Origin of the sequence: Ruegeria sp. SCSIO 43209, assembly GCF_019904295.1 — a bacterium.
In the GTDB taxonomy this organism is placed as follows: Bacteria; Pseudomonadota; Alphaproteobacteria; order Rhodobacterales; family Rhodobacteraceae; genus Ruegeria.
This window is the reverse complement of record NZ_CP065359.1, coordinates 1,972,579-1,990,612: the sequence shown is the minus strand read 5'-3', so window position 1 is coordinate 1,990,612 and position 18,034 is coordinate 1,972,579. Positions and strand designations below refer to the sequence as shown.

The following is an 18,034-nucleotide window of genomic DNA, read 5'->3' as shown; positions in this document are numbered from 1 at the left end:
ACGACATTTGCGCCATGAGGGTGGATAAGGCGTTTTGCACTGGAATTTTATGTGCTAGACCGAGGCCCGATCAGGGGTAATTCCCGCTAAGTAGACGACAAGGATGGGCGGAATGGTTGGCAGCAAAGCGGCAGTCAGAATCGCAGGTGCGCTTCTTCTGGCAGCAACTTTGACGGCATGTGGCAATGCCGGAGGTCTGTTTGGTAACCGTGGGGCAGACCGCAGCCAAAACCTCGAAGGTTTCACGCCTGAACAGATTTACACCCGCGGTGAATACGAGCTGTCGCAGAATCGCTCGGACGACGCGGCTTGGTATTTCTCTGAAGTAGAGCGGCTTTATCCTTATTCCGATTGGGCGAAACGTGCGCTGATCATGCAGGCGTTCTCATTCCATTCGGACCAGAACTATGAAGAAAGCCGCGCCGCCGCGCAGCGATATATCGATTTCTATCCCACTGACGAAGACGCCGCCTATGCCCAGTATCTTCTGGCGCTCAGCTACTATGATCAGATCGACGAAGTTGGCCGTGATCAGGGGCTGACCTTTCAGGCACTGCAGGCCCTGCGCACGGTGATCGAAGTCTACCCAGACAGTGAGTATGCCACATCTGCCGTACTGAAGTTCGACCTTGCCTTCGACCATCTGGCTGGCAAAGAGATGGAGATCGGGCGCTATTATCTGCGTCAGGATCACTTCACTGCGGCGATCAACCGATTCCGCGTGGTGGTCGAAGATTTTCAGACCACATCTCATACCGCCGAGGCGCTCTATCGCCTGATCGAGGCGTATCTGGCGCTGGGACTGGTGGACGAGGCGCAGACCGCGGGTGCGATTCTGGGTTACAACTATCAGTCCTCGGAATGGTACGACGCGGGGTACACGTTGCTGACGTCGCGTGGTCTCGATCTAAAGAGCCGAGGTAACAATTGGCTCAGCACGATCTATCGCCAGACCGTCAAGGGTGAGTGGTTGTAACGGCCATGGCTAAAGGCTTGGGACGCTAAAGACCCGATGCTGCGCGCCCTTGATATCCGCGACATGCTGATCATCGACCGGCTGGAGCTGACGTTTCAGCCGGGCTTGAATGCTTTGACCGGTGAAACCGGCGCGGGCAAGTCGATCTTGCTGGATTCGCTGGGCTTTGTGCTGGGCTGGCGAGGGCGCGCCGAGCTGGTTCGTCAGGGGGCCGCACAGGGCGAAGTTGTGGCCGAGTTTGAACTGCCTGACGATCACCCTGCCCATTCGATTCTGGCCGAGGCGGGTCTGCCCGGTGGCGAGGAGCTGATCCTGCGCCGCGTCAACACGGCCGAGGGACGTAAGACTGCATGGGTCAATGACCGCCGTTGTTCGGGCGAAGTGTTACGGGCGCTGTCGGAAACTCTGATCGAACTACACGGCCAACATGATGACCGAGGCCTGCTGAACCCACGCGGGCATCGCGCAACGCTGGATGCCTATGCCGGGGCAGGGGATCAGTTGGCCGCCGTGCGTGCCGCATGGGGCCAGATGTCCATCGCCCGCAAAGCTCTGGCGCAGACTGAGGCAGCGCTGGAGGCTATGCGTGCCGAAGAAGAGTTCCTGCGTCATTCCGTTGCCGAGTTGGATCAGCTTGACCCGCAACCGGGCGAGGATGCCGATCTCGACGCCCGCCGCCGCATGATGCAAGGGGCCGAACGGATTCGCGACGACGTGGCCCGTGCCTTTGCCTTGCTAGGCGGCGACGGGGCCGAGGGCGCGATGGCCGATGCCGTGCGCTGGCTGGAAGGCGTGTCGGACAATGCGGGTGGCCAGTTGGAAGGCCCCATTGCAGCGCTGGGTCGCGCCCTGATCGAACTGGGCGAGGCGCAGGATGGGGTCAACGCCTGTCTGCAAGCGCTCGATTTTAACCCAGCGGAACTGGAACAGGCCGAGGAACGCCTCTTTGCCATTCGCGCGCTGGCACGCAAACACGATGTGGCCCCCGATGATCTGGGCACCTTCGCCGATACCTTGCGCGACCGCCTGAACCGGCTGGATGCAGGTGACGCCGACCTCAGCAACAAACGCGCTGCTGTGGACGCGGCACAAGCTGCGTATGACAACGCGGCCACCGCACTCGGCGAAACGCGCCGTAAGGCCGCCAGTGCGTTGGACACCGCAGTAATGGCTGAACTCGCGCCCCTGAAAATGGAACGCGCCGTGTTCCGGACCGAGATCACCGCGACCGACCCAGGCCCCGAAGGCACCGACGCGGTGGCCTTCACCGTCGCCACCAACCCGGGGGCGCCGTCAGGGCCGCTCAACAAAATCGCCTCGGGCGGCGAGCTCAGCCGCTTTCTGCTGGCGCTTAAGGTCTGCCTAACGGGCGAAGACAGTGCCCGCACGATGATCTTTGACGAGATTGACCGCGGTGTCGGCGGTGCCACGGCGGACGCGGTGGGCCGCCGTCTGGCCGCACTCGCGCAGGGCGGGCAGGTGCTGGTCGTCACCCACTCGCCGCAAGTGGCCGCACGGGCGGCGCATCACTGGCGGGTGCAGAAACAGGTCACCGGCGATCAGACCCTGTCCACCGTGATCCCGCTGGCCGACCCCGACCGCGTCGACGAAATCGCCCGGATGGTCGCAGGCGACACCATTACGGATGAGGCACGTGCCGCTGCCCGTGCCCTGTTGGATGCATGACGCGCATTCTGTGAGCATCTTGTCGTGAACCGACTTTTCTAAGGCGCGCGCGTGGCTTACTAAGGGTCAGGCGACCACCCCAACGAGGGCCAATGACCCAATCGACCCGCACCGTGCTGCGCAATCAGCTCAATCAAGCCCTCTCGGCGCTGCGGGATGCATGGCGGGTAATGCTTCATCGTGGCCCCAGCCAGATTCAGTTCTGGTTTATTGCTCTGGTCATCGGGATCGCTGCAGGCTTCATGGCGCTGGGATTCCGGATGGCGATCTCGTCGTTGCAGGCTTATCTCTACAACACCGAAGATATCCTGTTCCTGCACAGCCATGCTGAGAAGCTGCATTGGCTCTGGATTTTCCTTACACCTGTGGTCGGCGGGTTGGTCGTCGGGATCATCCTGAACAGGTACACCGATGATGGCCGTGTGCGTTCGGTAGCTGATGTGATCGAGGGTGCGGCCATCACTGATGGACGGGTCGAAAAGAAGGCCGGTATCGCATCTTTTTTCGCTTCGCTGATCACGCTCAGCTCAGGCGGATCCACGGGGCGAGAAGGACCTGTTGTGCATATGGCCGGGGTCATCTCGACTTGGGTCAGCGACCGTATCCACGCCGACGGTATCACCGGGCGCGACCTATTGGGTTGCGCTGTGGCCGCTGCTGTTTCGGCCAGTTTCAACGCCCCCATCGCCGGTGCCTTGTTTGCGCTTGAGGTTGTGCTGCGCCACTTCGCCGTTCATGCCTTTGCGCCCATTGTCATCGCCTCGGTCGCGGGGACCGTGATCAACCGGCTGGCTTATGGTGACGTGACCGAATTCACGCTGGATACGCCCGGGTCGTTGCAATTCTATGTCGAGCTGCCCGCCTTCCTGATCCTAGGCCTGATTTGCGGGCTGGTCTCGCTGCTGCTGATGCGATCGATCTTCTTCGCCGAGGATATCGGCACGCATATCCAAAACCGCTTGTCTCTGCCGCGCTGGCTGCGCCCCGGTGTTTCGGGCGCGATGCTCGGCCTGTTGGCGGTCTGGTTTCCGCACATCATCGGCGTGGGATACGAAACCACGATCCGTGCCTTGACCGGGGACCTCGTGCTGACGACCGCGATCCTGTTCGCGGTCATCAAAACCGTCGCAGTGGCGATTACCATGGGCGGTCGCATGGGTGGTGGTGTGTTTTCCCCTTCATTGATGATCGGAGCGCTGACCGGGTTGGCCTTCGGCCTGATCGCCACCGGATTACTGCCAGATGTGTCAGGCACCCATACGCTCTATGCCTTTGCCGGGATGGGCGCGGTGGCTGCCGCGGTGCTGGGCGCACCAATCTCAACCACGCTCATCGTGTTTGAATTGACCGGAGACTGGCAGATCGGCCTCGCCGTGATGGTTTCGGTCTCGATGTCCACTGCGCTGGCCTCGCGCCTTGTGGACCGGTCCTTCTTCCTGACCCAGCTGGAACGACGCAATGTGCACTTGGCCGCCGGGCCGCAGGCGTACCTGCTGGCAATGTTGCGGGCAGGCGCGGTGATGCGCCCGCTGGGGGACGCGCGTTCGATCTCCAAGGAAGACGCGCAGGCATTGATCGAACAAGGCCTATGCGTCAAGGCCAGCGCCACGCTTGAGGCCGCGATGCCATATTTCGACCGCGATGACATCCCTTGCATCCCGGTGGTGATCATCGACAAGGACGGCTGTGAAAACCCCGTTGGCGCGCTCTATCACATCGACGCGCTGAAAGCTTACAACCGCGCGCTGGCCGCCACAGCGGCCGAGGAACATTCTTGATCAGCGTCCGTAAACGCTGGCTGTGTCGCCCAGATAATTGTCCCAGGCAAACCAATACGAGATATGTCCCGCGACGCGCGGCAACTCTGCGCCATCCGGGCCAATCAGTGCCTCTTCGGTGACGCGCCACTTGTTGCCCGTTTCGTCCAGCAGCCCGCCATCGGTGGTCGCGCGGAACTGGCGCGATCCACGCTCGTAGGCGCGCACGCTGCGCTTGTCCGGGTCGCCCATCAGCATCAGTGCCCGCCCGCCAATCGCATCGTTGATCACCGGCTTGCCCTTGAACGCGTCCAACGGCCACGCCCGCGCCGCGCCGAACTGGCGCACGGCGAACACGTAGTCCTTCTGGCGATGCCGACTTTGATCGACCAAGGCCGGGAACATCAGATCGGGTGAGGCAAAATAATCGCGATACACAACGCCCGAGCCATAGTTGCGCCGATGACCGGTGCTGAGCGACAGCACCTGCGTATCTGGATGCGACGCCTTCCAGCTGTCCCAGCGGGTGATCACCACAGGACGCTGCTTCAGCTCGATCCCACTGTTGACCAGCGGTCCGACCACGGGCTTACCTGTGTACTGGTTCCATAACGAATGCGTCTCACGGTCGAACATCAATTTGTTCGACCGATACAGGAACCCGGACGAGCCAAATACAAACGGCTTCCGCCGCCCCTCGACCTGCGTTTCAAACAAAATCCCCGATCCGCACAGCGTACAATAGGCCAGTGCTACCGAAACGCCTCCGATCACCTCGTTGAACATCTCGTGCCAGCCCATGATGCGCAGCGGATAAGCGCGTACATCGCCGTTGATCGAGACGCCAAAGACCAGATCGTCGTCTTTCATGTAGTCCGCCCGCGCCGCAGGGATCAGCTTGGGATTGTCCAGCGAAGGGATACCATCCTTGAGCACACCACCCCAACTGATCTCTTCCAGCCGAATCTTCATGTTGTCGCGTTGCAAATATTCGGGTTTCAGGAACACATCGAAGTTCTGATCGATGCCCAAAAGAACTTCGCGTTTGAACGGTATCAAAGATGGATGAGGTACAATCTGAGCGTTCCGTTCTTGCCATAGCATCCATTCGAACCAGTCTGTGCCGTGGCGCGCGCCGCTCAACGCTTCCATGACTTTGGCAATGTCTCGCTCTCGCCTTCTGCCATAGCGCATCGCCGTCAAAAGCGCGGGCACAACGTCCGGGTTGCCGCGCTCGGTCAGGAACGCCATCCCGGCTTCGAAATCGGTCCGACTACCATACAAAGTTGAACGTACGGCATCGTAGACAGGGTCATCCTGCGCCCAAAGAGCTCGAGGTGCTACAGCGCTTGCCCCCAACAGGCCGACAAAGCTGCGACGTGGAATCGACATGGCATCCTCCGATCGGGTTCATATTCGATCTTGCCCGCAAAGCAGATCACATACACGCAACACTCGCGTGAGTGGCTCGAATTTCTGAAGCTGCACGCCGGGCATCTCGACATTGGTCCATCCTGAGCACAAGATGCTGCTGCGATTGATGTCATCGAACGTGACAGTGGCAATGAAAAAGGAAATACCCATGCAAGACCATGGTTATAAGGCGGGGCGACTAAACCTGCCTTTTGTCGGCATCTCAACCTTCGCCAAATCTCCTTATGTTGAGAATTGGGATGAGATAGAGGCGGATATCGCCGTTCTCGGCGCGCCCTTCGATTTCGGGACCCAATGGCGACCGGGGGCGCGGTTTGGACCTCGGGCCGTGCGCGAAGCCTCGACCCTGTTCAGTTTCGGCCACGCCGGGGCTTATGATCACGAAGATGACGCAACCTATCTGGATGGCTCCGTGCGGATCGTTGATCTGGGGGATGCGGATATTATCCATACCAAGACCGAGGAAAGCCATGCGAATATCGAACTGGGCGTGGGCAAAATCCTGAAAGCAGGCGCGCTGCCGGTGACCATCGGCGGCGATCATTCGATCAACATCCCCTGTATCAATGCCTTCGCCGAGGATTGCGCGCAGAACGGCCCGATCCATGTGGTGCAGATCGACGCGCATCTGGATTTTGTCGATGAACGCCACGGGGTGACTGCCGGGCACGGAAACCCGATGCGGCGGGCGATTGAGAAAGACTATGTCTCAGGCATGACGCAGCTGGGCATCCGGAATGTCTCATCCACCGCGAAGGAAGGCTATGACGACGCCCGTGCGCGCGGGTCGGACATCCTGTCTGTGCGGCAGGTGCGCAAACTGGGGGCCGAGGTAGTGCTGGCGCGTATCCCGCAGGGGGCACGGTATTACGTAACGATAGATATCGACGCTTTTTGCCCTTCAATCGCGGCGGGCACAGGTACGCCCAGCCATGGCGGGTTTCTCTACTACGATGTACTGGAAATTCTACAGGGTCTGGCCAAACGCGGGGATGTTGTGGGCATCGATCTGGTCGAAGTCGCGCCTGCTTACGACCCGACGGAAAGTACCCAAATTCTGGCGGCGCAGCTATTGCTGAACTTTCTGGGCTTCATCTTTCACGAACGCGCCCAGCGGTAGAAGGTGGGGCTTGTCGCCCCACCCGTTTTTTCATGCATCGATGATGTTGTGGCCGGGACCATAGGGGAAGCCGGTGATGTTCTCGGCCCCGTCTTCACCAACCACAAGGATATCGTGTTCACGATAGCCGCCCGCGCCGGGCTGGCCTTCGGGGATCCACAGCATCGGCTCGATCGAGACGACCATGCCGGGTTCCAGCACCGTGTCGATATCTTCGCGCAGCTCCAGACCGGCCTCGCGCCCGTAATAGTGGCTGAGGATGCCGAAGGAATGGCCATACCCGAACGAGCGATATTGCAGCAGGCCCTCATCCGCGAAGAAGCGGTTGATCTCAGCCGTGATGCCCGAGCAGGTCGCGCCGGGTTTGATCAGGCTCAGGCCCAGCTCATGCGCCGCGACATTGGCCTTCCACAGGCGCAGGCTGTCGGCGTCGGGTTCGCCCAGGAACAGCGTGCGTTCCAGCGCGGTGTAATAGCCCGAGATCATCGGGAAGGTGTTCAGCGACAGGATATCGCCCTTTTGCAGCGCGCGTTTAGTCACCGGGTTATGTGCGCCGTCGGTGTTAAGCGCCGACTGGAACCAGACCCATGTGTCGCGGTATTCGGCATCCGGGTAGGCGCGGGCGATTTCCTCTTCCATCGCGTCGCGTCCAGCCATGGCGATCTCGATCTCGGTGGCGCCTTCACGGATAGCTGCGTGAATGGCGGCCCCACCCACGTCAGCGGTGCGCGCGCCGCCTTTGATCAGCTCGATCTCTTCTGCGGATTTCACCATGCGGGCAAACATCGTGTCAGGTGCGATATCGATCAGTTCCGGTCCGCCCAGCATGTCCAGCGCCGTGTTGCGCGCCGCCAATGTCATGTGGTCGCCTTCGATCCCGATCCGTTTGGCCCCGCCGATCAGGCTGGCCACTGCGCGCCAGTAATTGTCGCGCTTCCAGTCGGTGTAGATGACGTTGTCCTCAACCGAGCGCCGCCACGGTTGGCCCGCGTCGATGTTTGCCGAGACAGTGGTGCAAGCGTCCTGTGTTACCACGCAGCCGTAGGGGCGGCCGAAAGAGCAGTACAGAAAGCCGGAGTAATAGGCGATGTTCTGCATCGAGGTCAGCAGGACGGCGGGGATGTCATGCTTGGCCATGATTGCGCGCAGGGCGCCAAGGCGGCGGTCGTATTCGCCCTTGCTGAACGGCAGGGGCGCCTTGTCGCCATTGTGGCAGGTGAAGAATTCGGGGCGTTTTGTTGTGTCTGTCATGACTAGGTCTCTCATCATTGCCGGGCGGCAAACCCGGCCACTTGTCCCGGCGTTCAGGACAGGCGGTCTCGGGGTCCGAGAGCCGATCATCCCAGTGCGTCCGCGACGCCATCGCGGCTGGGATGAACAGGTGAATCGTTAGATCAGACCTAGGCCTGCGTCAAGCGGGGGAAAGGCCTCGCAGGCGCTCGGACCGACGGCGCAGCAGCTCGACCGTGGTCAGCAGCGCAATCGAGATCACCACGAGGATCGTGGCCACCGCCAGAATGGTCGGGCTGATCTGTTCGCGCAGGCCAGTGAACATCTGCCATGGCAGGGTCTTTTGGCTGGCCGATCCGACAAACAGCACCACGACAACCTCGTCGAACGAGGTGATGAAGGCAAACAAGCCGCCTGAGATCACACCCGGCAGGATCAAGGGCATCTGGATCTTGAAGAATGTCCGCACCGGACCCGCGCCCATATTCGCAGCCGCCCGCGTCAGCGAGCGGTCAAAGCCCACTAGCGTTGCGGTCACGGTGATGATGACGAATGGAATACCCAGAACGGCGTGAGCGAGGATCACTTTCACATAGCCCACAAAATTCTTGTTCATGCCCAGTGTTCCCTCCATGAAGCGGCCGATATCGCTGTAGAAGAAGAACATGCCTGTGGCTGAAATGATCAGCGGCACGATCATTGGCGAGATTAGGATGCCCATGATGGCGCGGCGGCCTGGAACGTGGCTCTGGCTGAGGCCAATGGCCGCCAGCGTGCCCAGCGAGACCGAGATGATCGTCGCAATCGGCGCAATGATGAGCGAGTTCTTGAAGCTACGCTGCCATTCATTGTTGGTGAAGAAATCGCGGTAGTGCTTTAGCGAGTACCCTTCCGGGTCCAGACGCAGCATTTCTGGCGTGAAGGTAAAGAAGTCCTGCGCGTTGAACGAGAGCGGCAAAACCACGAGGATCGGGGTGATCAGGAACACGAAGATCGCGCCGCAGATCACCCGGAACAGGTAGTGATAGAACACTTGCTTCGCGGTCAGATAGGGCAACAATTTTTGGCGATATCGACCTTCGTACAGCCAAAAGATAAACCAGACGAAGAACCATCCACCCAACAGGCCCAGAACGCCGCCCATTGGGCCAGAGAATAGAAAACCGACGATGCCAAAGCCAAGAATATTGATCCATCGTGCCAGCTTTTCGTTCTTGAGTAACGTGATGTAGACCCAGGCCACAGCGGCGATCAAGGCTGCCCCGCCAATGATGCCGAGGAAGACCGAGCCATTGCCCGCGCCGACAAAGATACCGGCGAAGGCGCCTGCCAGCGCAACGCTTGGCAAGACCATGGACAAAGGTTTGCGGGATATCGGAGTAAGTGCGGCCATGTCGATTATCCCAGCTTCACGTTATCAATGCCGACAATCTTGTCGTAGCACCAGTAGAGCAGCAGTACGACGCCCAGAAGGATCGTTCCCAATGCCGCGGCCAGCCCCCAGTTCAGTGAGGACGAGATGTGATAGGCAATCCGGTTCGAAATAAAAACACCTTTGGTGCCGCCAACGATTTCAGGCGTGATGTAGTAGCCGATCGCCAGAATGAACACGAGGATTGAGCCCGCGCCAATGCCAGGAATGGATTGCGGGAAGTAGATGCGCCAGAATGTCGTCCAGTTGGTCGCGCCCATGGATTTTGCGGCGCGGGTGTACGAGGGCGGTATGGTCTGCATCACCGAATACATTGGCAGGATCATGAACGGCAGCAGGATATGCGTCATAGCTATGATCGTGCCGATCTGGTTGTTGATGATCACCAGCCTGGCGTCGTCGGCGACCAGTCCCAGCCAGACCAATGTTTCATTGATCACGCCCTGTTGCTGCAACATCACCTTCCACGCCGAGGTTCGCACCAACAATGACGTCCAGAAGGGCAACAACACGAGGATCATCAGCAGGTTCGACACCCGCATCGGAAGCGTCGCCAGCAAATAACTGACCGGATAGGCCAGCAGGATACAGGACGCGGTGATCACCAGCGACATGAACAAAGTGCGCCCGAACAGCTTGATCAGGATCTGCTTGTCCTCGGGCTGCGCCTGCGCGCCCTCGGGCGTGCGGCGCATGTCCACAGCGTTCAGGAAATAGCCATTGGTGACAGCGGGCGAATGCGTCTTGATAACCGCCCATGTCTGCGGTTCACCCCAGCCGTCGTGAATCTCGATGACCTGGTCTTTGAACGGCCCATCGGTTTCGGGGTCCAGCTTACCCATTTTCCGACCCGAGCGGCGGAACATCGAAGACATGCCTGTCTCTTCGTAGTTCAGACGCGAACCCAGCCGGGTGTGTGTCTTGTTATCGACGGCCACGACCATGTCGCGGACAAAGGCGTCATAAACGGCCTCGTCGGGCAACTCGCCGCTGGTTTCATCCCAGCTTTGCAATGCTTCGACCGTCAGGGGCAGTGTCTCTTGTACGATGCTGTTTTCCACAGATCGGAACAGCATCGCCGCAATAGGCACGATGAACGAGAACATAACGAACAGCAGCAGTGGGGCGACCAGCATCAGGGCCCGCAGCTTTTGCCGTCGCAGAGACCGGGCCAGCGATTGCTTGAGTGGCGTGCCGTCCGCGGCCAGCATGGGACCAGTATTTTGGGTGGCGTCAGTCATCGGTACCCCTTGGGTATTTTTGGGGTCGGGGGCGATAGCCGCCCCCGACAATCTCAGGAAATCAGACGCTTATTGCGCCAGCCAAGCCTGGAATTTGGCGTCGATATCGTCGCGGTAATCCGCCCAGAACTCGTAGTTATACAGGAACGTGTTCTTGGCGTTTTCCGGATCGGTCGGCATGTGTGGTGCCATGTCGATGCCCAGATCGGCGTGCTGACCCACCAGCGGTGCAGAGGAGGCACGAGCCGGGCCGTACGAGATGTACTTGGCCTGATCTGCCAGACGCTGCGTGTCAGTTGCGAACATGATGTAGTCCAGCGCGCGCTGTTGACGCTCTTCGCTCAGGCCAGCCGGAATGATCCAGCCATCAAGATCGAATACCTGAGCATCCCACAGCATCGCTACCGGCTGCTTTTGCTCTTCGATCACGCTGAACAGGCGACCGTTATAGGTCGAACCCATGACAACTTCACCATCAGCCAGCAATTGTGGCGTGTCGGCACCGGCAGACCACCAGACGACACTGTCCTTGATGGTATCCAGTTTGGCCAGTGCCTGGTCTTGACCTTCAGCAGTGGCCAGAACGTCGTAGACGTCGTCTTTTGCAACGCCGTCACACAGCAACGCCCATTCCATGTTGTTGATCGGGCGCTTTTCCAGCGAGCGCTTGCCGGGATAGGCTTCAAGATCGAATACTGCGCAGATGTCGGTTGGTGGAGTATCACCGACCAGATCGGTGCGATAACCGAAGGTGGTTGAATAGACGATCTGCGGGATAAAGCAGTCGCTGACCAGAAGGTCACCGAAATCTTCGGAGGCAGGCGTGCCATCGGGGGCAGGGGCCAGTTGAGTGTCGAAATCGATCTCAAGTGCCAGACCTTCGTCGCAGAGGCGGATCGCGTCCGCCGCAACCACATCAACCACGTCCCATGTGATGTTGCCCGCTTCGTTCATCGCGCGGAGTTTGGCGACGGCCTCGTTCGAGCTGTCATCGTTCAGGATGGTGACGCCGGTCTTCTCCGAATAGGGCTCGTGATAAGCCTTGAGCTGTGATTTGGAATAGGCGCCGCCCCACGAGACGATGGTCATCTCTTCGGCGGAAACGCCGCCAGCCGCTGTCGCAATAGCAGCTGCTGTCAGCAGTGTTTTGGTAGTTTTCATGTGTTACTCCCAGTACTTCCCGTTTGTTGTTTGGTCAGCTGACGCACGGGTTTTCGCCAGCTGGTCCCTCGGTAAACCACGTTTGTATCGCGCGGCTTGGTCTATGCGTCGAGCGCACGACAATCCTGTGCCAACCATCCGATTTCGATTTCCTGCCCCGGTTGCAGGCGAATGGCGTCGGGGGCATTCCGTGTTTTGACAATGAATTCGTCATTGCCCGCCACCGACATGCGGAAGCGGAACACGTCGCCCATATAGATGAATTCCTTGACCGTGGCTTTCAGCGTATGTGCATCGGCATGCAGACGGTCCTTGTTGAATTCCACACGCTCGGGCCGGATCGAGACCTTGGTGCGCTCACCCGGATTGTGCACGTTGATCGGAACTGCATCAATTTCCGAACCGTCATCCAGCTGTACAAGGCAAGTGTCACCGTCTATCGATTTAACAACGCCTTCTAGCGTATTGTTTTCACCGATAAATTGTGCGACGAAGCTGTTTTCGGGCTCTTCATAAAGTTGATCCGGCGGGGCCAATTGCTGAATGCGACCATCGTCAAACACTGCCACGCGGTCGGACATCGTCAGAGCTTCGGTCTGATCGTGGGTCACGTAGACGGTGGTGATGCCCAGTTCATGCGCCAGACGGGTGATTTCGAACTGCATATGCTCGCGTAGTTGTTTGTCCAACGCACCCAGCGGTTCGTCCATCAACACCAGTTCGGGCTCGAAAACCAGCGCACGTGCCAGTGCGATCCGTTGCTGCTGACCACCCGACAACTGCGCGGGGCGACGATTGCCGAAGGCACCCATCTGCACCATGTCCAGCGCGCGTTTGACTTTCTCCTCGCGCTCGGACTTGCCCAGCTTGCGGACTTCCAGCGGGAACGAAAGGTTCTCGGCTACAGTCATATGCGGGAACAGAGCGTAGTTCTGGAACACCATCCCGATGCCACGTTTGTGCGGAGGGATATTGTTGATGGGTTTTCCATCCAGAAGAATCTCGCCATGGGTGGCGGTTTCGAATCCAGCAAGCATCATCAGGCAGGTTGTCTTACCTGATCCGGACGGCCCGAGCATGGTCAGGAATTCGCCCTTTGGCATTGCCAGGTTGAGATCTTTGACGACGAGGTTCTCGCCATCATAAGACTTTTGAACGCGTTGAAATTCAACAAACGCGGCGTCGCTATTTGTGTCGGTCACAAGACCCCCTGTTGCGTCAAATGATTACCCGGTTGGTCCGGGCCTCATTGATCTTCTCGTGCATTGATGACGAGGCTAACAAATGGTCGCAAGCCCGTAAAGCAATTGGAGTCGCGTAAACGCCGCATTTGCCTAATTTTGCGACACGTTCAGTTGTTTCATATGCCAGGCCAAACTCTGGTTGCTTGACAGGACAGGCTTACCGATCTGCGCTTCGATCCTTGGGATAGCCGTCAGTGTCCGAAGGTTCGTACAACTAAGGAATACGGCGTCGACTGTTGAATCTCTTCCCAGTCGCACGGCGGCATCGACCACGGAATCGGTTGAGATCCGCACAACTTTGGCTTCTTCGGATTCGCCGAAAGTGCCAAACACATCCATCGAGATGCCTTGTTCTGCAAACGCGCGTCGCAACGGAGTGTTTACTTCTTCAATGTAAGGCGACAGCAGTGCAAATTTTGAGACGCCCAAATGTCTCGCGCAGGCGGAGGCTGCCCGCAACGGGTTGGTGACGGTCGCTGTATTACAGGTCTGCATGACCATCTGCTCAACCCGATCCGAGCCGATAACCGAACTGGCTGACGTACATCCATAGCCAACAACTCGATAGGGCCGCGCCTTTGGCAGCAGATCAGCCGCTGCAGGCAAGTCGGTCTCCATCTGCGCCAGCGTGTCGGTGTTAACCTCGGCCCCGCTGGGAATGCGGCTGACATAAAGAGGGCTTTTGTCATCGATAAAAAGGCTACGAAACTCAGGTTCGATTGTCTCGTCAGTCTGTAAAACGATCAGCCCCATTGGTACGGCCGAGGGATCGTCAGGATCCAGTGTGTACGGCAACGTGCTCATATCTCGGCAATCTCCGGTCCTATCCGGGGGCTGAGGAATTCGGGCGCGCCTTCGGTTATCAGGATGTTTTCTTCGTGCACGAGAATTTTGCCATCGACCGCAATACCCGGTTCAAGCGTCAAAACCATTCCCGGTTGCAGTTCAGTATGATCATCGGGAATAAGCGAAGGCCATTCGGTCAACGACATTCCTAACCCGTGGCCCAGTCTCCCGGCATCGGTACCCGCGCTGCCATCGGTAAGTATTGTGTTCATCGTATGAAAAAGCTGAGAAGCCGTCACGCCTGGGCGGGCTTGATCAAACGCTGCATCCGAAGCCTCGACCAAGCGGGCATGTGCATCACGTATCGCTTTGCTCGCTGGGCCGACGGACCAATTGCGATCATAGTCGCAAAAATAGCCATCGTGGACGAGACCGGTATCGAGCATCAACACATCGCCCGAACGAAGCGGCGTCTGTGTCGCGGGTGAGATTACATCCGAGTACCCGCCTTGCTCGGCCCCTCCGGCCAGATAGGGCACCCAGTCGGCACCCTCTTCAAGGCAGAGTCTCTGAAAGTTTCGAAATATCTGATCCAGCGGTGTCCCTGCTGAGGCAATCTCGGGCACTCGTGCAAAGGCGTGGGCACCAATCTGACAGGCAGTTCGAATCTTTGCGATCTCGGCGTCAGATTTCACCATCCGCAGCGCCCGCAGGATGCCATGGTCACCCGTAATTTGGCGCGCTCCAATTGCGGATTCGAGATGCCTTAGATCGGCCAGTGGCATCCTTACATGGGTCTCATGCCCGTCGGGGCAGCCGATTGAGGCGTTTTCAGGCGTCAACTCTCTCAGTGTATCGGCCAGCAGGGATACCCCATCATCTTCAAGGTCGGGTGCACTCCAGGTTCGAATGTCGTCGATCCATGTCTGCGCCATCAATGCAGCACCGATGGATGGGATTACTGCAACCGGCTTGCCAGAAATCGGAACGATCAGAAACCAAGGCCGCGTTGGGCTTTCCCAGAAACGGGTCAGATAACCTGTGAAATAGCGAAGCTGGGGCTCAGTCGTAAGCAACAGGGCCGATAGACCGGTTTCTTGCATCCGATGCTGGGCGCGCGCAACGCGGATCGCGAATTCCTCTGGTGCGAAACCTCTCATGCAGGTTGCTCGCTCAAGATGCAGAGCACTTTGGAATTCGGTCCAATACCCAGTTCAATACGGATCGCGTCGTTCAGAACGGCCGCAATGCCAGCACCGCCCGAGGCGCTGGTTTCCAACCCGGCCTTCGCCATGGCCGGAAGCTGTGCTTCGACAGTGTCATCTTCGATTGTCACAAACAGATCGGCATCTCGGGCCAAGCCGTTCAAGGCGATCAGCGAGGGCTCTTTGCAATCCAGTCGCCCCATGATGCTGTCGGGCCCGTCAGCAAACACACAATGCCCCGCTTCGATACTGGCCTGCAGCGCCGGGGCAGAGGTTGGCTCGACAACAATGATCTGCGGAGCATCTCCCCAAACGACCCGCGCATAGGCAGCGACGGCTCCGGCCATGCCGCCAACACCGGCTTGCAAAAGAACGTGCGTTGGTGCCTCAGTACATTGCTCGGCGGCTTCGACCGCCATTTGCAGATACCCTTCCATCAGCAAGTACGGTAGTTCAGTATACCCCTCCCAGGAACTGTCCGAGAGCAAAGTCCAGCCATTGTCCTGCGCCGCCTGACTGGCTGCTTCCATGCTGGCAGCGTAATCCGCACCCGCCCGGACCACTTGTGCGTTTTGAGCGCGCAGGCGATCTGCAAAGCTTTCAGGAACTGTTTCTGCGATGTAGACAACTGCATCAGCTCCGAAAGTGCGCGCGCCCGCGGCCATGCTCATCCCGTGATTGCCCGCGCTTGCCGTAACATAGGTGCGCCCTTTGAGCGTGTTACCATCTGGCGTGACCGAGATGTCATTCGCTTCGCAGGCGATCACATAAGCCGCACCCAGCGCTTTGAACGATCCCAGGCCCATACGGCTTCGCTCATCTTTAACCCAGAGATTCGCGACGGGTGCCAGCGCCGATGCATTCACAAGGGGCGTTTCGACAAAGTCAGGACAGAAGGATCGATGCCGGCCCAACCCATCTGTCTCTACGGAGGGATAAGGGGCCTGATCCGAAAGCTTAGAACCACCTCGAAACGGGTTACTGACTAGTTTCATCGCTCGCTCCCTGATCTTGTGTTGCGCCGACGTGAACGAATTGGCCGAAGGCTGTCAAGCTCGGCCTTGATTCAGCAGGATTGTGTTCGTGTTCTGCATGCATCCCTGGATCTGATGAATGAGTATCTTTTCAATCGTTTTGGTTGGTTGTAAGTGTCTGCACACGACATCGGCGCGGTGAGACAAAACTTCGACGATGATGTGCGGGCGTGATGGAATGGTAGACATATCGGACTTAAAATCCGAAGGCCTTAGTGCCGTGTGGGTTCGAGTCCCACCGCCCGCACCAGCACCATCTCAGACAGGGAAACCCAGTTGGGTGATCAATTTCCAGATATCCCTGTTGGCATTCGAGAGCTGAGTGACAACATCCTCGATTTCTTTCATTGCTTTGTCGTCAACTGTGTCTTCGCGACCAAGTTTGATGTCGGTCTTGCGATCAGCAATGCGCATCAGGATGGTCTTTGGATTTCCGCTTTCCTGATCGAAAGAATAGATGCAGTGATTGTACTTGTTTCGAATAGAGGACAGGCGCGACAACCGCTGGGTGTGTTCGAGAATCGGATCGCGGATTTCACGGGGGCGACCCTCCATCTTGGCGAGACGTTCGACCAGATCGATACGGGCACGTGTGGTGTTAAGCGTCAGGAATATGATGACCGCAACATCTTTTTTGGCCCCGGTCAGACCTGCGATCAGGTGGATCAGCAGGCTTTCAGTGTTCGTCCACATATAGTTGAGCCGACCCACCAACAGAATGAGCCGGTCGAACCGGGTTTCGAATGCCTCATCCAACGGGCGCGTTGCGCGCTTCGTTCGGCGCGACCTCAAAGTAGAAATGCGCAGCTTCAGTCCGGTTGCTCACATCGATCTTGCCCGAGACATTGTGCATATGCAGTTTGACGGTGTGTTCGGTGATGCCCAGATTCGACGCAATGGTCTTGTTGCTCTTGCCTTGCGATACCAGCCTCAGGACTTGCTTTTCGCGGCGCGTCAGCTTTGAGTATCGCAACAGTTTGTCAGGCGACCGGGTTCTGGTTGCAGGCTGTTTTTCGATAGGTGTGCCTGGCGCACTTTGTGTTGCGGTCATGCTGTCGGCCAGAAAGCAGGGCAGGTGCAGCTCTTCGTGCATCAGAAGGCGCAGTATTGCGCGCCAAACATCCGGCGCCACGTTCATTGGCAAATACCCGACACTGCCGAAACGGGTACGATCCCAGCGTTCGAACAGAACCCGGGCCGGACTTTTCTTGCGATAGGCGAAGGCCAGACATCCTGTCTCGGCGAGCCGGGAGTAATCAGCGGGCCGCGCCAACAGATCTTCGAGCATCATCTGATCCACAACAATGATGCGCTCGGAGGGAACAGAGTTCCCACTCTCGGCCAGCAGGTCGTCAAGGCTTTCATATCTTGACGCACGAACGCCGAATTCGCTTTGAACACTTCTCAGGGTTTGGTTCGAGTAGAACAGTTCCTTGCCGATAAAAATGATCGACAGCTCTTCGGGATATTCAATCTGATCACGGGCGTCTTCTTGCAATGAAATATTCATTGATCTTCCCCCCACTAATACAAACGCCACCCTCTGAAACTTTAAATCGGGTACAGAACTGGATGGCGCGAAACAGTAACTTTGAACTCAAATAGTACCTTATCATAGCTGAAAGTACGTGTTTCAGCAACCAAAGGCGGGTTCCGCAATACCGCGTACTAGAACCTTTGATCAGGTTTTTCGTATATAGTTTTAGCGTAACTTTATGAAATTTCAGG

15 protein-coding genes and 1 tRNA gene are annotated in these 18,034 nt (G+C 58.1%); 5 read left to right on the top strand and 11 right to left on the bottom strand.

The window, feature by feature from the left end:
• Positions 1 to 112 precede the first annotated feature (112 nt).
• The 3 genes from I5192_RS09965 to I5192_RS09955 all read left to right on the top strand — a co-directional run bounded on the left by I5192_RS09965 (position 113) and on the right by I5192_RS09955 (position 4,440).
• Entirely contained in the window at positions 113 to 976 is an 864-nt protein-coding gene (locus I5192_RS09965) for an outer membrane protein assembly factor BamD (protein ID WP_170392015.1), read from the top strand.
• Between the two features lie 36 nt (positions 977 to 1,012).
• Complete coding sequence (gene recN / locus I5192_RS09960) at positions 1,013 to 2,662, top strand: DNA repair protein RecN (RefSeq protein WP_223116775.1); 1,650 nt, start codon at positions 1,013 to 1,015, stop codon at positions 2,660 to 2,662.
• Between the two features lie 92 nt (positions 2,663 to 2,754).
• Positions 2,755 to 4,440, top strand: a complete 1,686-nt coding sequence (locus I5192_RS09955) for a chloride channel protein (RefSeq protein WP_170392011.1) — start codon at positions 2,755 to 2,757, stop codon at positions 4,438 to 4,440.
• Here I5192_RS09955 and I5192_RS09950 read toward each other — a convergent pair whose 3' ends face one another.
• The gene (locus tag I5192_RS09950) at positions 4,441 to 5,811 is read right to left on the bottom strand and encodes a DUF3179 domain-containing protein (RefSeq protein ID WP_223116774.1); all 1,371 of its coding nucleotides are present in this window, start codon (positions 5,809 to 5,811) and stop codon (positions 4,441 to 4,443) included. It abuts the gene before it with no gap.
• Positions 5,812 to 6,001: 190 nt separating this feature from the next.
• On the opposite strand from I5192_RS09950, the gene speB reads away from it, so the two are divergent.
• Entirely contained in the window at positions 6,002 to 6,973 is a 972-nt protein-coding gene (gene speB / locus I5192_RS09945; protein ID WP_223116773.1) for an agmatinase, read from the top strand.
• Between the two features lie 30 nt (positions 6,974 to 7,003).
• Here the strand turns inward: speB and I5192_RS09940 are convergent, their stop codons facing one another.
• From I5192_RS09940 to I5192_RS09905, 8 genes are all read right to left on the bottom strand, one after another.
• A complete protein-coding gene (locus I5192_RS09940; protein ID WP_223116772.1) occupies positions 7,004 to 8,224 on the bottom strand; it encodes an aminopeptidase P family protein in 1,221 nt (406 codons plus the stop codon).
• A gap of 160 nt (positions 8,225 to 8,384) precedes the next feature.
• Positions 8,385 to 9,596 (bottom strand): ABC transporter permease, encoded by a 1,212-nt coding sequence (locus I5192_RS09935; protein WP_170512243.1) that lies wholly within the window; start codon positions 9,594 to 9,596, stop codon positions 8,385 to 8,387.
• Between the two features lie 5 nt (positions 9,597 to 9,601).
• On the bottom strand, positions 9,602 to 10,876 hold the full coding sequence (locus I5192_RS09930; RefSeq protein ID WP_170392001.1) for an ABC transporter permease: 1,275 nt from the start codon (positions 10,874 to 10,876) through the stop codon (positions 9,602 to 9,604).
• 69 nt (positions 10,877 to 10,945) lie between these two features.
• On the bottom strand, positions 10,946 to 12,037 hold the full coding sequence (locus tag I5192_RS09925; RefSeq protein WP_170391999.1) for an extracellular solute-binding protein: 1,092 nt from the start codon (positions 12,035 to 12,037) through the stop codon (positions 10,946 to 10,948).
• Positions 12,038 to 12,138: 101 nt separating this feature from the next.
• A complete protein-coding gene (locus tag I5192_RS09920) occupies positions 12,139 to 13,239 on the bottom strand; it encodes an ABC transporter ATP-binding protein (protein ID WP_170391997.1) in 1,101 nt (366 codons plus the stop codon).
• 132 nt (positions 13,240 to 13,371) lie between these two features.
• A complete protein-coding gene (locus tag I5192_RS09915) occupies positions 13,372 to 14,085 on the bottom strand; it encodes an aspartate/glutamate racemase family protein (protein ID WP_170594782.1) in 714 nt (237 codons plus the stop codon).
• Positions 14,082 to 15,227, bottom strand: coding sequence for a Xaa-Pro peptidase family protein (locus tag I5192_RS09910; protein WP_223116771.1), 1,146 nt, complete (start codon positions 15,225 to 15,227; stop codon positions 14,082 to 14,084). Before I5192_RS09910 ends, I5192_RS09915 begins: the two co-directional genes overlap by 4 nt.
• A complete protein-coding gene (locus tag I5192_RS09905; RefSeq protein WP_223116770.1) occupies positions 15,224 to 16,267 on the bottom strand; it encodes a pyridoxal-phosphate dependent enzyme in 1,044 nt (347 codons plus the stop codon). Before I5192_RS09905 ends, I5192_RS09910 begins: the two co-directional genes overlap by 4 nt.
• 203 nt (positions 16,268 to 16,470) lie before the next feature.
• Between I5192_RS09905 and I5192_RS09900 the strand changes: the two genes are divergently transcribed.
• Positions 16,471 to 16,556, top strand: a tRNA-Leu gene (locus tag I5192_RS09900).
• Positions 16,557 to 16,564: 8 nt separating this feature from the next.
• Here I5192_RS09900 and I5192_RS09895 read toward each other — a convergent pair.
• Together I5192_RS09895 and I5192_RS09890 are read right to left on the bottom strand one after the other, a co-directional pair.
• Positions 16,565 to 17,062: a hypothetical protein gene (locus I5192_RS09895; RefSeq protein ID WP_170420862.1), complete on the bottom strand. Its 498-nt coding sequence runs from the start codon at positions 17,060 to 17,062 to the stop codon at positions 16,565 to 16,567.
• Positions 17,055 to 17,816 (bottom strand): response regulator transcription factor, encoded by a 762-nt coding sequence (locus tag I5192_RS09890; RefSeq protein WP_170401338.1) that lies wholly within the window; start codon positions 17,814 to 17,816, stop codon positions 17,055 to 17,057. Before I5192_RS09890 ends, I5192_RS09895 begins: the two co-directional genes overlap by 8 nt.
• Positions 17,817 to 18,034 lie beyond the last annotated feature (218 nt).

Coding starts and splice junctions, on each gene's coding strand:
- I5192_RS09935 (WP_170512243.1), bottom strand. CDS start 9,596: ATGGCCGCACTTACTCCGATATCCCGCAAACCTTTGTCCATGGTCTTG.
- I5192_RS09940 (WP_223116772.1), bottom strand. CDS start 8,224: ATGACAGACACAACAAAACGCCCCGAATTCTTCACCTGCCACAATGGC.
- I5192_RS09950 (WP_223116774.1), bottom strand. CDS start 5,811: ATGTCGATTCCACGTCGCAGCTTTGTCGGCCTGTTGGGGGCAAGCGCT.
- speB (WP_223116773.1), top strand. CDS start 6,002: ATGCAAGACCATGGTTATAAGGCGGGGCGACTAAACCTGCCTTTTGTC.
- I5192_RS09930 (WP_170392001.1), bottom strand. CDS start 10,876: ATGACTGACGCCACCCAAAATACTGGTCCCATGCTGGCCGCGGACGGC.
- I5192_RS09890 (WP_170401338.1), bottom strand. CDS start 17,816: ATGAATATTTCATTGCAAGAAGACGCCCGTGATCAGATTGAATATCCC.
- I5192_RS09955 (WP_170392011.1), top strand. CDS start 2,755: ATGACCCAATCGACCCGCACCGTGCTGCGCAATCAGCTCAATCAAGCC.
- I5192_RS09965 (WP_170392015.1), top strand. CDS start 113: ATGGTTGGCAGCAAAGCGGCAGTCAGAATCGCAGGTGCGCTTCTTCTG.
- I5192_RS09915 (WP_170594782.1), bottom strand. CDS start 14,085: ATGAGCACGTTGCCGTACACACTGGATCCTGACGATCCCTCGGCCGTA.
- I5192_RS09925 (WP_170391999.1), bottom strand. CDS start 12,037: ATGAAAACTACCAAAACACTGCTGACAGCAGCTGCTATTGCGACAGCG.
- I5192_RS09910 (WP_223116771.1), bottom strand. CDS start 15,227: ATGAGAGGTTTCGCACCAGAGGAATTCGCGATCCGCGTTGCGCGCGCC.
- I5192_RS09905 (WP_223116770.1), bottom strand. CDS start 16,267: ATGAAACTAGTCAGTAACCCGTTTCGAGGTGGTTCTAAGCTTTCGGAT.
- recN (WP_223116775.1), top strand. CDS start 1,013: ATGCTGCGCGCCCTTGATATCCGCGACATGCTGATCATCGACCGGCTG.